At 71.9% G+C, this 12707-nt stretch carries 13 protein-coding genes; 7 read left to right on the forward strand and 6 right to left on the reverse strand.

From position 1 onward, the window contains the following. Positions 1-53: 53 nt before the first annotated feature. The 3 genes from QE438_RS14580 to QE438_RS14590 all read left to right on the forward strand — a co-directional run bounded on the left by QE438_RS14580 (position 54) and on the right by QE438_RS14590 (position 2187). Positions 54-683, forward strand: coding sequence for a flavin reductase family protein (locus QE438_RS14580; protein WP_306996270.1), 630 nt, complete (start codon positions 54-56; stop codon positions 681-683). Continuing rightward, the gene (locus QE438_RS14585) at positions 680-1375 is read left to right on the forward strand and encodes an alpha/beta fold hydrolase (protein WP_306994667.1); all 696 of its coding nucleotides are present in this window, start codon (positions 680-682) and stop codon (positions 1373-1375) included. The genes QE438_RS14580 and QE438_RS14585 overlap by 4 nt, the downstream gene beginning before the upstream one ends. Before the next feature lie 77 nt (positions 1376-1452). Beyond that, positions 1453-2187 (forward strand): DUF4850 domain-containing protein, encoded by a 735-nt coding sequence (locus tag QE438_RS14590; protein ID WP_306994665.1) that lies wholly within the window; start codon positions 1453-1455, stop codon positions 2185-2187. Between the two features lie 157 nt (positions 2188-2344). Here QE438_RS14590 and QE438_RS14595 read toward each other — a convergent pair whose 3' ends face one another. The 3 genes from QE438_RS14595 to QE438_RS14605 all read right to left on the reverse strand — a co-directional run bounded on the left by QE438_RS14595 (position 2345) and on the right by QE438_RS14605 (position 6100). Next, the gene (locus QE438_RS14595) at positions 2345-4531 is read right to left on the reverse strand and encodes a glycoside hydrolase family 3 N-terminal domain-containing protein (RefSeq protein ID WP_307184105.1); all 2187 of its coding nucleotides are present in this window, start codon (positions 4529-4531) and stop codon (positions 2345-2347) included. Between the two features lie 329 nt (positions 4532-4860). Next, positions 4861-5019 (reverse strand): hypothetical protein, encoded by a 159-nt coding sequence (locus QE438_RS14600; protein ID WP_306994663.1) that lies wholly within the window; start codon positions 5017-5019, stop codon positions 4861-4863. 124 nt (positions 5020-5143) lie between these two features. Next, complete coding sequence (locus QE438_RS14605) at positions 5144-6100, reverse strand: aldo/keto reductase (protein ID WP_306994661.1); 957 nt, start codon at positions 6098-6100, stop codon at positions 5144-5146. A gap of 139 nt (positions 6101-6239) precedes the next feature. Here QE438_RS14605 and QE438_RS14610 point away from each other — a divergent pair, with 139 nt between their 5' ends. The 3 genes from QE438_RS14610 (at position 6240) to QE438_RS14620 (ending at position 7952) form a co-directional block, all read left to right on the forward strand. Further along, positions 6240-7067, forward strand: coding sequence for a methyltransferase (locus QE438_RS14610; protein ID WP_306994659.1), 828 nt, complete (start codon positions 6240-6242; stop codon positions 7065-7067). Positions 7068-7070: 3 nt separating this feature from the next. Then, complete coding sequence (locus QE438_RS14615) at positions 7071-7325, forward strand: DUF2164 domain-containing protein (RefSeq protein ID WP_306994657.1); 255 nt, start codon at positions 7071-7073, stop codon at positions 7323-7325. An 84-nt stretch (positions 7326-7409) separates the two neighbouring features. Further along, entirely contained in the window at positions 7410-7952 is a 543-nt protein-coding gene (locus QE438_RS14620; protein ID WP_306994656.1) for a pseudouridine synthase, read from the forward strand. Positions 7953-8068: 116 nt separating this feature from the next. On the opposite strand, the gene QE438_RS14625 is transcribed toward QE438_RS14620, so the two are convergent. Next, on the reverse strand, positions 8069-8488 hold the full coding sequence (locus tag QE438_RS14625; RefSeq protein ID WP_130520327.1) for a hypothetical protein: 420 nt from the start codon (positions 8486-8488) through the stop codon (positions 8069-8071). Positions 8489-8757: 269 nt separating this feature from the next. After that, positions 8758-11262, reverse strand: coding sequence for an ATP-dependent helicase HrpB (gene hrpB / locus QE438_RS14630; protein WP_307184104.1), 2505 nt, complete (start codon positions 11260-11262; stop codon positions 8758-8760). A 70-nt stretch (positions 11263-11332) separates the two neighbouring features. On the opposite strand from hrpB, the gene QE438_RS14635 reads away from it, so the two are divergent. Next, positions 11333-12133 carry a TatD family hydrolase gene (locus QE438_RS14635; RefSeq protein WP_306994654.1) on the forward strand — a complete coding sequence of 267 codons (801 nt, stop codon included), beginning with the start codon at positions 11333-11335 and terminating at the stop codon, positions 12131-12133. Here the strand turns inward: QE438_RS14635 and QE438_RS14640 are convergent. Further along, positions 12130-12648: a hypothetical protein gene (locus QE438_RS14640; RefSeq protein ID WP_306994652.1), complete on the reverse strand. Its 519-nt coding sequence runs from the start codon at positions 12646-12648 to the stop codon at positions 12130-12132. The genes QE438_RS14635 and QE438_RS14640 overlap by 4 nt on opposite strands. Positions 12649-12707: the final 59 nt, after the last annotated feature.

A 12707-nucleotide genomic window follows, 5' to 3' on the forward strand; every position in this document is an offset into this window, starting at 1 on the left:
GGCGTCGGCACGCGCGCGCAGGCATGCTGTGCGCCCCTGGTGTCGCCCTGGACCTGCGCGTGCCCGATCTGCACTTCTATCGCCCCGCCGACGGCCACGGCCTGGCGCACGACCCCTTCAAGGCCATCGTCGCGCCGCGGCCGATCGGCTGGATCGGCTCGGTCTCGCCCGAAGGCGTGCGCAACCTGGCGCCCTACAGCTTCTTCAACGCCTTCGGCGACACGCCGCCGCTCATCGGCTTCAGCAGTTCGGGCTGGAAGGACAGCGTGCGCAACATCCAGGCCACCGGGGTGTTCACCTGGAACCTGGCCACCGCCGCGCAGGCCACGCAGATGAACCAGAGCTCGGCGCCGTTCCCGGCTGAGGTCGACGAGTTCGAACGCAGCGGCCTGGAGGCCCTGCCCGGGCGCGTGGTCGATGCGCCGTTCGTGGCCGGCACGCCGGCCGCCTTCGAGTGCCGGCTGACCCAGCTGATCCAGCTCAACGACGCGCAGGGCCAGGCGCTGCCGCAGTGGCTGGTGCTCGGCGAGGTGGTCGGCGTGCACATCGACCGGCGCTTCCTGGTCGATGGCGTGTACGACACCGCCGCGGCCGCGCCGATCCTGCGCGCCGGCGGACCCGGCGCGTATGTGCGCGTGGGCCCGGAGGCCATGTTCGACATGCGCCGTCCGACCAAGGCATGAGCGCACGCGAGTCGCTGCTGCTGTTGCCCGGCCTGCTCAACGATGCCGAGCTGTGGCATGCGCAGCTGGAGCCGCTGTCCGATCTGGCCGACTGCCAGGTCGGCGACCTGACTCAGGGCGAGAGCCTGCACGCGGTGGCGCAGCAGGTGCTGGCGGCCGCGCCGCCGGCGTTCGCCCTGGCCGGCTTCTCGCTGGGCGGCTACGTGGCGCAGGAGATCCTGCGCATCGCCCCGCAGCGGGTCACGCGGCTGGCGCTGCTGGACACCTCCTACCTGCCCGACACGCCGGCCCGCGCCGAACAGCGCCGCGCGCAGCAGGCCGCGGTCCGGCGCGGCGCCTTCCATGGCTTCGGCGAGGCGCTGATGCGGGCCTATACCGATCCCTCGCACCACGGCGACGCCGCGCTGCTGGCGCGCATCCGAAGCATGACCCAGCGCCTGGGCGCCGAGGTCTTCCTGCGCCAGAGCGCGTTCGCGCGCGTCGATGGCAGCGCGGTGTTGCGCGCCTTCGCCGGGCCGGCGCTGGTGCTGGTCGGCGAGCACGACGCGATCACCCCGCCGGCGGTGCACGAACAGATGGCCGCCCTGCTGCCCGACGCCACCCTCGTGCGGGTGGCGCAGTGCGGTCACCTGAGCCCGCTGGAGCAGCCCGACGCGGTCAGCCGCGCCCTGCGCGACTGGCTGTTGCGCTAGCAGCCACCGGGGGCGACACACGCCCGCCAAAACGGCTGCCTATGCTCCGCGCACGCCGCCCCTGTGAGTCGATGCCGATGTCGCTCCCGTCCTTCCTGCGCCCCTGCAGCGGGCTGCTGTTGCTGCTCCTGGCAGGCCTGGCCCAGGCCGAGGTCTATCGCCTCGACGCCCCGCCCGAACGCGCGCCCGCCGACGCCGCGCCGCGCAGCCGCGCGCTGGGCGAGCTGGCGCTGAACAACGACGTGCGCCTGCCGGCGATGCAGCTCATCGCGGTCGATCCGATGGAAGACGGCGGCTGGAGCACCGCGGACGCGCCGCCGCTGACCCTGGACGCCACGCTGGCTCCGGCTCTGGCCGCCCGGCTCACCGCCTGGTCCACCCCGCGCGGCTGGCTGCTGGTGCCACGCGGCTGGCAGCCGGTACGCGGCGCGCTGGGCGTGGACGGCTCGGCTTCGATCGCCTTCCTTGCCGAGGACGGCCAGGGCGAGGTTTCGCTGTACGACGCCGGCGCCTGCGTGGGCTGCGCGGTCGGCGCGGCTAGCGCCTTCTTCGCCCAGGCCCGCGAGCAGGGGCGCAAGGAAGACTTCTTCGTCTACGAAGGCGCAGGCCCGGACCTGAAGACCACCGTGCTGGGCCCGCACACCCTGGGCTACCACAGCCAGGCCGGCGCCCTGTCGGTGGACGGGCTGGCCTGGTTCGACGGCAAGGCCGACCTGCCTTACCACGAACTGCGCGTGCGCCTGCCGCCGGACCAGCACGCCCTGGCCCGCGCCATCCTCGACTGGCGCCTGCCGGAGAAGGACGCGCGCTGAGCGCTGAGCGCGGGCCGCGCTGGCAGCGGCGAGCGCAGCGGCAGGAAGGCGCAAAAAAGAACGGCCGCCTCGCGGCAGCCGTCCAGTGGGCCGACGATACGCGTCAGCCCTTGATGCGCAATCTCGGGTGCCGACGTAACGGCGCCCGGCGGATCGATCAGCCTTTCGGCGCCAGCAGCTCGAACTGCACCGCGCTGCCGTTGGCCGACGAGTCGGTGACCCACAGGTCGAACAGGCCGGGCTCGGCGCCGAACACCAGGTCGGTGCCGGTGAAGGCCAGCAGATGGCGGTCCAGCTGGAACTGCACCTGCGCCGATTCGCCGGCCAGCAGCGCGATCTTGTTGAAGCCCTTGAGCTCGCGCACCGGGCGCACGCGGCTGGCGACGCGGTCGTGCACGTACAGCTGCACCACGGTCTCGCCCGCCACCGCACCGGTGTTGGTGACGGTGGTGGTGATCACCAGCGTCTCGTCCCAGCCCAGCTGGGCCGTGGACAGCTGCGGCGTGCCGTAGGCGAAGGACGTGTACGACAGGCCATGGCCGAAGGGATACAACGCGTCGGCGGTGAACTCGCGCCAGCGCGACTTGTACTCGTGCACGTCGGGCAGCTCGGGACGGCCGGTGCGCGGGTGGTTGTAGAACAGCGGCTGCTGGCCCGAGTCCTGCGGGAAGCTCACCGGCAGGCAGGCCGAGGGGTTGTAGTCGCCGAACAGCACGTCGGCCACGCCATGCCCGGTCTGGCTGCCCAGGAACCAGGTCACCGCGATGGCCTGCGCGTCGCGCACGGCGCCCTGCAGCGCCAGCGCGCGGCCGTTGCGCAGCAGCACCACCAGCGGCTTGCCGGTCGCCGCCAGCGCTTCGGCCAAGGCCTGCTGCGCGGCCGGCACGACGATCTGCGTGCGCGACTGCGCCTCGCCGCTGTAGCGCTGCGGCTCGCCGATGGCCAGCACCACCACGTCGCTGGCCTGCGCCGCGGCGACGGCGGCCTCGATGCCGCCCTCGATCGCCGCTTCCAGCGCGCAGCCGTCTTCGACGATCAGCTGCGCCTGCCCGCCCAGCGCGGCGCGCACGCCCGCCTCGAGGGTGACGTAGCGCGACTTGTCGCCGAACAGCGTCCAGCAACCCTCGATGTTGTCGCGGTCGCGCACGAACGGGCCGATCAGCGCGATCTTCTGACCCTGCTTGCGTAGCGGCAGCACCGCATCGTCGTTCTTCAGCAGCACGATGGAACGCCGCGCCGCGTCGCGCGCCAGCGCTTCGTGCTCGGCCAGGTGCGTGGTCTCGGCCTCGCGCGCGGCGTCGAGCGAGCGGTAGGGATTGTCGAACAGGCCGATCTGCTCCTTCACCCACAGCACGCGGCGCACGCCCTCGTCCAGCTGCGCCATCGACACCTCGCCGCTCTCCACCAGCGCGCCCAGGTGGCGCTGGTAGAAGCCGCTCTGCATGCTCACGTCCAGGCCGGCGGTGAACGCGCGGCGCGTGGCGTCGCGTTCGTCGGCGGCATAGCCGTGCGCGATCAGTTCCATGTCGGCGGTGTAGTCGGACACCACCAGGCCGGGGAACTGCCAGGCGCCGCGCAGCAGGTCGGTCATCAGCCAGCGGTTGGCGCTGGCCGGCACGCCGTTGATGTCGTTGAAGGCGCTCATCACCGTGATCGCGCCGGCATCGAAGGCGGCCTTGAACGGCGGCAGGTGCACATCGCGCAGGGTCTGCTCGGAGATGTCCACGCTGGCGTATTCCAGGCCGCCTGCCACGGCGCCGTAGGCGGCGAAGTGCTTGGGCGTGGCCAGCAGGCAGTCCTCGGCCTGCAGCCCGGCCTGGCCCTGGAAGCCCTGCACGCGCGCGGCGGCGAAGGCGCAGCCCAGCACCACGTCCTCGCCGGCGCCCTCGGCGCCGCGGCCCCAGCGCTGGTCGCGGGCGATGTCCACGGCCGGGGCGAAGGTCCAATGGATGCCGGCGGCGGTGGCTTCCACGGCGGTGGCGCGCGCGGTGCGCCGGGCCAGGTCGGGCTCGAAGCTGGCCGCCTCGCCCAGCGGGATCGGGAACACCGTGCGCATGCCGTGGATCACGTCCGAGCCGAACAGCAGCGGGATGCCCAGGCGCGACTCCTCCAGCGCGATGCGCTGGGCCTCGCGCCCCTGCGCCGCGCCGACGCCGTTGAACAGCGCGCCGATGCGCCCTGCGCGGATGCCTTCGCGCACCTGCGCGGCGTCCAGCGCGTTGGCCTCCGGGTTCACGTCCGGGGCGAACGGCCGCAGCGCGTCGGCAAAGATTCCCAGCTGGCCCACTTTCTCTTCGACCGTCATCTGCGCGATGAGGGCTTCAATCCGTTCGGAATTCGACATCCGGTCTCGCCATGAAAACGTTTACAGCCATTCTAGGCCATGCCCCGGGGATGCCAAGCCCTCGGGGGCTCCAAACAGCCAAGGCTGCACCCGGTCGGTGCCTTCTGTCGAGCCACGAGTGAGCGCACGGTCACGGGCGGCGGCCGGCAGTGGTTCGGGAGAGCGCGCCTGAACCCGGAAAGCGCACTGCAACCGCCGCCCAAGGCGGCCCCTGTAGAGCGGAGCTTGCTCCGCTGAGGCTCTCCCAATGCTCCAACCGAAATGCAGCGGAGCAAGCTCCGCTCTACAAAAAGGCGGCGACGCGATCGAAAGCGACGATGGCGCCCACGCTAATGCAGCTGCGGCGGGCCTTCGTCTTCGCGACGCTCGGGCGGATCACCGGCCTGGACCGGACACGGCGGTTCGCCGCTGCCCGGCGGCAGCGGCAGGAAATCCTCGGACTCGTGGGACGGTCCGGGCTGGATGAACCCGCGATGCGCAACGCTCACGACGGCCTCCTCGCGCCGCGATGCTAAGGCGGCGACGCGCTGCGGAATGTCCATCCGGCCTCGTCATGCGCGGGTGGACGCCGTGCCGGCAAACCTTCACGTCGCGCAACGGTTTACGCCCGCGTCAGGGCGCGCTGGCCTCGTCCAGCGCCTGGATCTGCTCCGGGGTCAGGGTTAGCTGCGCCGCGCGCAGGATCTCCTGCAGCTGCTCGACGCTGCTGGCGCTGGCGATCGGCGCGGTGATCGAGTCGCGCGCCATCAGCCAGGCCAGGGCGATCTGCGCGGGCTTGGCGCGCTGCTGGGCGGCCACTTCGTCCAGCGCCGCCAGGATCCGGCGGCCGCGCTCGTTGAGATACTTCCTGACCGCGGCTTCGCCACGCGGGCTCTTGGACGCATCCGCCGGGTCGCGGTACTTGCCGGTCAGGAAGCCCGATGCCAGCGCGTAGTAGTTGATCACGCCCAGGCTCTGCGCCTTGGCCAGCGGCTCCAGCGTCTGCTCGTAAGCGGCCCGGTCGTAGAGGTTGTACTCCGGCTGCAGCGTCTCGTAGCGCGGCAGACCCTGGGCCTGCGCCACCTCAAGCGCCTCGGCCAGGCGCTCGCCGCTGTAGTTGGAGGCGCCGATCGCGCGCACCTTGCCCTTCTCGATCAGCCGCGCGAAGGCGCCCAGCGTGGCCTCCAGCGGGATCGAGGGGTCGTCGGCATGCGCCTGGTAGAGGTCGATGGTGTCCACGCCCAGGCGCTTGAGCGACTGGTCCACCGCGGTCTCGATATTGTCCGGCGACAGGCCGGGCAGCTCGTCCCACTTGCCGACCTTGGTGGCGATCACCACCTGGTCGCGCTTGCCGCTGGACCTGAGCCACTGGCCGATCAGCGTCTCCGATTCGCCGCCCCGGTTGCCCGGCACCCAGGCCGGATACACGTCGGCGGTGTCGATGAGGTTGAAGCCGCCGTCGACGAAGGCATCGAGCAGCTTCGCCGTCCCGGCCGCGTCCTTGACGCTCCAGCCGAACACGTTGCCGCCGAAGGCCAGCGGCGCGACGGTGAGGCCGCTCCTGCCGAGCGGACGTTGCGAAATGGTCATGTGGCACTCCTGTCCTGAACGTGGGGAAACAACAAGGACGCCCCACGGTAGGCCGCGGGCGTTTAACGCCGTGTCCACGCCTGGTGACGTCCACACGACATGCTAGGCTCGCGCGCACCTTCGCTGATGGGATGTGCTCATGCGCAGATCGCTTGCCGTTCTCACCCTGTGCGCCGCGCTGGCGCCGGTGGCCCTCGCACAGCAGGCGAGCCCGCCGTCTGTCGTGGCGCCCGCGCTGAAGGCCAGCGTCGATGGCAGCTGGCGCAAGCCGGACAATGTCGAACGCGACAAGTACCGCCATCCGGGCCAGACGCTGACCTTCTTCGGCGTGCAGCCGCACGACACGGTGATCGAGATCACCCCGGGCAACGGCTGGTACTCGGAGATCCTGGCGCCCTACCTGCAGGCCGAAGGCCAGTACATCGCCGCGGTGGTCGACCCGGCGGCGGTGGCCGAATCCTCGCGCGCCTACCAGCAGAAGGCCGCCGACAGCCTGCAGGCGCTGTTCGACGCCGATCCGGCGCATTACGGCAAGGCCAGGCTGGTGCGCTATTCGCCGGCCGCCCCGGTGTTCGGCCCGGCCGGCTCGGCCGATGTGGTGCTCACCTTCCGCAACGTGCACAACTGGCGCATGGCCGACAACGCCGAGGCGATGTTCAAGGGCTTCTATGCCGTGCTCAAGCCCGGCGGCACGCTGGGCGTGGTCGAGCATCGCGCCAAGGCCGACGTGGCCGACGACGACAAGAGCGGCTATGTCGGCCAGGCGCAGGTGATCGCGCTGGCCACCGCGGCCGGCTTCCGGCTGGAGGGGCAGAGCGAGATCAACGCCAACCCGCGCGACACCAAGGACTATCCCGGTGGCGTGTGGACCCTGCCGCCGACCAACAAGCACCCGCCGGCCGACGATGCCAAGTACCGCGCCATCGGCGAAAGCGATCGCATGACGCTGCGCTTCATCAAACCCTGAGCGATGGCCGCGATCCGGTTCGAGGCCGAGGAGAAGGCGGCGATCGTGCGCCGGATCCAGCTGTATTTCGATCAGGAGCTGCGGCAGGAGATCGGCCGCTTCGATGCGGAGTTCCTGCTGGACTTTTTCGCCGAGGAGATCGGCGGTTACTTCTACAACCGCGGCCTGTACGACGCGCAGGCGGTGCTGGCCGCGCGCGTGGACGATTTCAACGAGGCCATCGTGCAGCTCGAAAAGCCGACCGAGTTCCGCAGGTAACGGCTCCCGCGCTGCAATCCTCGCGATGGGGTGGCTGCGCACGGGGGATAATGCGCGGCCCCCGCACCCCCGCGCCGCTTCGCCGTGCTGATCGCCTTCAACAAGCCGTTCAACGTGCTGTGCCAGTTCACCGACCGCAGCGCCACGCCGCGACCGACGCTGGCCGGCTTCGGGCTGCCCAAGGACGTCTATGCCGCCGGCCGGCTGGACTACGACAGCGAAGGCCTGCTGCTGCTCACCGATGACGGCGCACTGGCGCATCGGCTGACCGATCCGCGCCACAAGCAGGACAAGACCTATTGGGTGCAGGTGGAGGGCACGCCGCAGCCTGCGCAGCTGCAGGCGCTGAGCACGGGCGTGGTGTTGAACGATGGCCCCACCCTGCCCGCGCGCGCGGCCCTGCTCGATCCGCCGCCGGCGCTGTGGCCGCGCGATCCGCCGGTGCGGGTGCGCAAGACCGTGCCCGATGCGTGGCTGGCCCTGACCCTGCGCGAGGGCCGCAACCGGCAGGTGCGGCGCATGACCGCGGCGGTGGGGCTGCCCACCTTGCGGCTGGTGCGCGTGGCGATGGGCGGCATCACGCTGGATGGCCTGCAGCCGGGGCAATGGCGCGTCGTGCAGGGCTGAAGCAGCCAACGCCCAGAACGCGAACACCCGGCGAAGGGCCGGGTGTCGGTGAGAAGCTGGCTCGGCCGCCGCTACCGCCGTTGCGGCGCGACGGCCGAGGACTCAGCGTGAAACCTTTAGTCCTTGGCCGGGGTCGCCTTCGGCGCCACGCGGCTGTAGCGGGTCGAGCGCGAACGCACGCCGGCATTGCCGCGGGTGGTCGCAGGCTCCAGACGCCGGGCGCTGCCGTTGAGCGGCTGGCCCTGCTTTTCCTTGTACTTGCGATAGACGGCATAGCCGATCAGGCCCACGCCCACCGCCGCGGCGGCGCCCACGGCCACCGGATTGCGCTTGACGAAGTTGCCGGCGACCTTGCCGCCGGTGCGCACCGCGCCCAGCGCGGCGCTGCTCTTGAACAGCTTGGCGGCCTTGGAGCTGCGCGAGGGCAACAGGTCGCGCGCGCTGCTGCCGGCATGACGCAGGCCGTCGCCTGCCTGGTGGACCAGATCCAGGGCGGTTTCCAGGGCGCGATCGCTGATGTCGGAGAACTTGCTCATGGGGGACCCCCTTGGGTGATGACAGGCGGCCAGTGTCCCGGCCACGGTGTGGAAGGCTTGTGTGCGCCGCGCCGCGAGGCCTGCCGCAAGCTGAATGCCGGGATTCACCTGAGATTGGCTCTTGGGTAGGAGCAACCGTCTCCACAAATCTCGCAGCGGCCTGCCTGTAGAGCGGAGCTTGCTCCGCTGCTCTTCGTTCGGTTCGTGGGGAAAGCCCCAGCGGAGCAAGCTCCGCTCTACAGGTGGGCGCGAACGCAAGAAGAAGGGGCTCAGGTGCCGCGCGGCTTGGCGCGGTGGGTGGCGGTGGCGCTCCAGGGGTCGTCGGGCCAGGGATGGCGGGGATAGCGGCCCTTCATTTCCTTGCGCACCTCGGCATAGGTGTTGGCCCAGAAGCTGCGCAGGTCCTGGGTGACCTGCAGCGGCTTGCCGCCCGGCGAGAGCAGTTGCAGGGTCAGCGGCACGCGCCCGTCGGCGATGCGCGGGGTATCGCCCAGGCCGAACAGCTCCTGCAGCTTGACCGCAAGCACCGGCGCGCGCGGGCTGCCGTCGTGCTCCAGGCCGTAGTCGATGGGCCGCTCCAGGCCGGAGGGCACGGCGATGCGGGTGGGCGCCAGGGCGTCGATGCGCTGGCGCAGGGACCAGTCCAGGCCGGACTTGAGCGCCTCGCCCAGCGTGGCCTCGTCCAGCGCGTCCAGGCGCGTCTTGCCGGCGAAGGCGGGCTTGAGCCAGTGGTCCAGCGTGGCCAGCAGCGCCGCATCGGAGCGGTCGGGCAGCGCCAGCTCGGGCATCCAGGCGCGCAGGCTCTGCACGCGCGCCTGCCATTGGCGCAGGCCCGGCGTCCACGGCAGCGCGTCCAGGCCGAGCTCGCGCACCGCCTCGGTCAGCGCGCCGGCCGCCTGCGCCGGGTCGACGCGGCCGGCCGGGCGCGCGTCCAGCACGATGGCGTCGAAGCGCGTCTCGCGCTGAGCCACCAGCGCGCGCCGATCCGCGTCCCAGCGCACGTGGTCGCCGGTGGAGAAGCGCTCGGCGAAGGCCTGGCGCAGCGCGGCCTCGTCCACCGGCGCGCCGCGCAGGATCAGGCCGTCGCGCGCCTCGAAGCGCAGCTCGCTGGCCACGATCCACGGCTCGCCGCGCAGGCTGCTGTCGTCGAACAGGCGCGCGGTGCGGCCGTTGCTCAGCGCGTAGCGCAGCGGATCGGTCGGGTGGCGGAAGCCGATGCGGTCGGGGAAGGCGTGGATGAGCAGATCGCCGAGCACGTGCGCGTCCAGCTCGGTCGGGGCGCTGGCGTCCTCGCGCACGCGGCGGCGCCACTGACGCGCGGCGGCCTCGATGGCCGCCAGGCCGCCGCGGTGCGCATCGCCTGGCACGCGCCCGTTGCGGAACGCCGCCAGGGCGCGCCAGCGCGCGGCCAGGCCATCGCCGGCCTGGCGTAGCGGATCGCGCGCCTCGATCAGGGCGGCCAGGTCGCAGGCCACGGCGCGCAGCGGTCCGGCCGGCGCGGCCAGCAGCATCGCGGCCAGGCGCGGATGCGTGCCTAGGCGCAGCATCCGCCGCCCGGTCTCGGTGATGGTGCCGGCCTGGCCCAGCGCGCCGAGCTTGCGCAGCAGGTCGCGCGCGGCGGCCAGCGCGCCGGCCGGCGGTGGATCGGGGAAGCGCAGCGCGTCGCTGCCCCAGGCGGCCAGCTCCAGCGCCAGCGCGGCCAGCTCGACCTGGGCCAGCTCGGGGCGGCGCTGCGGTTCGAGCCGCTGCGAGGCCGGCCACAGCCGCCAGGCGACGCCCTCGGCGACGCGCCCGGCGCGGCCGGCGCGCTGGTCGGCCGAGGCCTGGGCGATGCTCACCACATCCAGCCGCGAGAAGCCGCTGTTGGGGTCGAAGCGCGGTTCGCGCGCCAGGCCGCTGTCGATCACCACGCGCACGCCGGGCAGGGTCACCGACGACTCGGCCACGTTGGTGGCCAGCACCACGCGGCGGCGACCGTCGGGATCGGGCTGCAGCACCTCGGACTGGCGCTCGACCGGCAGCTCGCCATGCAGGGCCAGCACGCGCGCCTGGCGCAGCGCCGGGCTGTGGCCCAGCGCGGCTTCGACCTTGCCGATCTCGCGCTGGCCGGGCAGGAACACCAGCAGGTCGCCGGGCTGCTCGGCCAGCGCCTGTTCGATCGCGCGGCGCACCTGCGACTCCAGCGCCTCGTCGCGGCGCGCGGGGAAATGCGACACCGCCACCGGGAAGCTGCGGCCGGCGCTGGTCAGGCGCGGCGCGTCCAGCCACTGCGACAGGCGCTCGCCATCCAGCGTCGCTGACATCACCACGATGCGCAGGTCTTCACGCAGGCCGGCCTGCACGTCCAGCGCCAGGGCCAGACCGAGGTCGCCGGCCAGGTGGCGTTCGTGGAATTCGTCGAACAGCAGCGCGCCGACGCCTTCCAGCAGCGGGTCGTCCTGCAGCATGCGGGTGAGGATGCCTTCGGTCACGACCTCGATCCGCGTGCGCGGGCCGACCTTGTTCTCGAAACGGATGCGGTAGCCGACGGTCTCGCCCACCGCCTCGCCCAGCTGCCGGGCCATGAAGCCGGCGGCGGCGCGTGCGGCCACGCGGCGCGGTTCGAGCATCACGATCCTGCGGCCTTCCAGCCACGGCGCGTCGAGCAGGGCCAGCGGCACCTGGGTGGTCTTGCCGGCGCCGGGCGGGGCCTCGAGCACCAGGCGCGGATGGTCGGCCAGCGACGCGGTGATCTGCGGCAGCAGCGAAGCGATGGGGAAGGAAGGTGCGGACATCGCGCACAGGATAAGGCGCGCGTCGGCCACGCCCTACAATGGCCGCCCCCACGTTCGTGCGCCACGCTCCATGCAGCTCATCGACATCGGTGCCAACCTCACCCACGAGTCCTTCGACCGCGACCGCGACGCGGTGCTGCAGCGCGCGCGCGCAGCCGGTGTGGCCCAGCTGGTGATCACCGGCGCCAGCCGCGAGCATTCGCCCAAGGCGCTGGACCTGGCGCGCGCGCATCCGGGCGTGCTGTTCGCCACCGCCGGCGTGCATCCGCACCACGCGGTCGAATACACGGAGGAATGCGATGCCGAGATGCGCGCCCTGCTCGCGCAGCCGGAAGTGGTGGCCGTGGGCGAATGCGGGCTGGACTACAACCGCGACTTCTCGCCGCGCCCGGCGCAGCGGCGCGCGTTCGAGCGCCAGCTACAGACCGCTGTGGATACCGGCAAGCCGCTGTTCCTGCACCAGCGCGATGCGCATGCGGACTTCATGGCGATCATGAAGCAGTTCGACGGCCGGCTGCCGGCGGCGGTGGTGCATTGCTTCACCGGCACGCGCGAGGAGCTGTTCGACTACCTCGACCAGGACTGGCATATCGGCATCACCGGCTGGCTGTGCGACGAGCGCCGCGGCGCGCACCTGCGCGAGCTGGTCCCCAGCATCCCGGCGCAGCGGCTGATGATCGAGACCGACGCGCCCTATCTGCTGCCGCGCACGCTCAGGCCGCTGCCGAAGGACCGGCGCAACGAGCCGGCCTTCCTGCCGCACATCGCCGAGGAACTGGCGCGCGACCGCGGCGAGGACGCGGACCGCATCGCCCAGGCCACCACCGCGACGGCGCGCGCGTTCTTCGGCCTGCCTGGCCAAGCGCTCTAGGACGCGACCTTGTCGTCCTCGCGCTTGGCATCGGCCATCGCCTCGGGCTCCAGCTCCTCGGCGGCGCGGTTGAAGCGCACGAACACGCCCCAGGACACCAGCAGCAGCGCGGCGGTGGCGCCGATGGACGCCGCATAGGGCAGCTGGCTGGGCGCCTCGTGCGCCATCTCGAACACCGACACCAGCGTCTCGATCGACAGCGCGATCACCACCACCACCAGGAAGCGCGACAGGTAGCGGCGCACGCGCGTGGGCCCGCTGACCTTGACGTCGCGCAGCACCTCTTCCTCGAAGATCGTCTGGCCCAGCTCGATCGACACCAGCGCGATGGTCAGCAGGCCCACGCACTCGAGCACGGTGTTGAAGCGCGCGCGCATGTCCGCCCCGGCCGGCGCCTGGACCAGGCCGTGCCACAGCTCCTGCGCGGCCAGCCACAGCAGGGCCACGCCGCACAGCACGAACATGAAGATCACCAGCACGTGGCCGGCCTTGAACAACCCGGACAAGCCCTTCATCGACACCGCTCCCCTAGGACGCAACGCCGCGCAGCATCGGCAGCGGCGCGTGGCGGCGG

The sequence above is a fragment of the Pseudoxanthomonas sp. SORGH_AS_0997 genome, from assembly GCF_031453535.1.
GTDB lineage: Bacteria > Pseudomonadota > Gammaproteobacteria > Xanthomonadales > Xanthomonadaceae > Pseudoxanthomonas_A > Pseudoxanthomonas_A winnipegensis.

What these genes read in the sequence shown, in the direction of transcription:
- QE438_RS14585 (WP_306994667.1), top strand. Translation starts at nt 680, where the DNA reads ATGAGCGCACGCGAGTCGCTGCTGCTGTTGCCCGGCCTGCTCAACGAT.
- QE438_RS14590 (WP_306994665.1), top strand. Translation starts at nt 1,453, where the DNA reads ATGTCGCTCCCGTCCTTCCTGCGCCCCTGCAGCGGGCTGCTGTTGCTG.
- QE438_RS14595 (WP_307184105.1), bottom strand. Translation starts at nt 4,531, where the DNA reads ATGTCGAATTCCGAACGGATTGAAGCCCTCATCGCGCAGATGACGGTC.
- QE438_RS14605 (WP_306994661.1), bottom strand. Translation starts at nt 6,100, where the DNA reads ATGACCATTTCGCAACGTCCGCTCGGCAGGAGCGGCCTCACCGTCGCG.
- QE438_RS14610 (WP_306994659.1), top strand. Translation starts at nt 6,240, where the DNA reads ATGCGCAGATCGCTTGCCGTTCTCACCCTGTGCGCCGCGCTGGCGCCG.
- QE438_RS14615 (WP_306994657.1), top strand. Translation starts at nt 7,071, where the DNA reads ATGGCCGCGATCCGGTTCGAGGCCGAGGAGAAGGCGGCGATCGTGCGC.
- QE438_RS14625 (WP_130520327.1), bottom strand. Translation starts at nt 8,488, where the DNA reads ATGAGCAAGTTCTCCGACATCAGCGATCGCGCCCTGGAAACCGCCCTG.
- hrpB (WP_307184104.1), bottom strand. Translation starts at nt 11,262, where the DNA reads ATGTCCGCACCTTCCTTCCCCATCGCTTCGCTGCTGCCGCAGATCACC.
- QE438_RS14635 (WP_306994654.1), top strand. Translation starts at nt 11,333, where the DNA reads ATGCAGCTCATCGACATCGGTGCCAACCTCACCCACGAGTCCTTCGAC.
- QE438_RS14640 (WP_306994652.1), bottom strand. Translation starts at nt 12,648, where the DNA reads ATGAAGGGCTTGTCCGGGTTGTTCAAGGCCGGCCACGTGCTGGTGATC.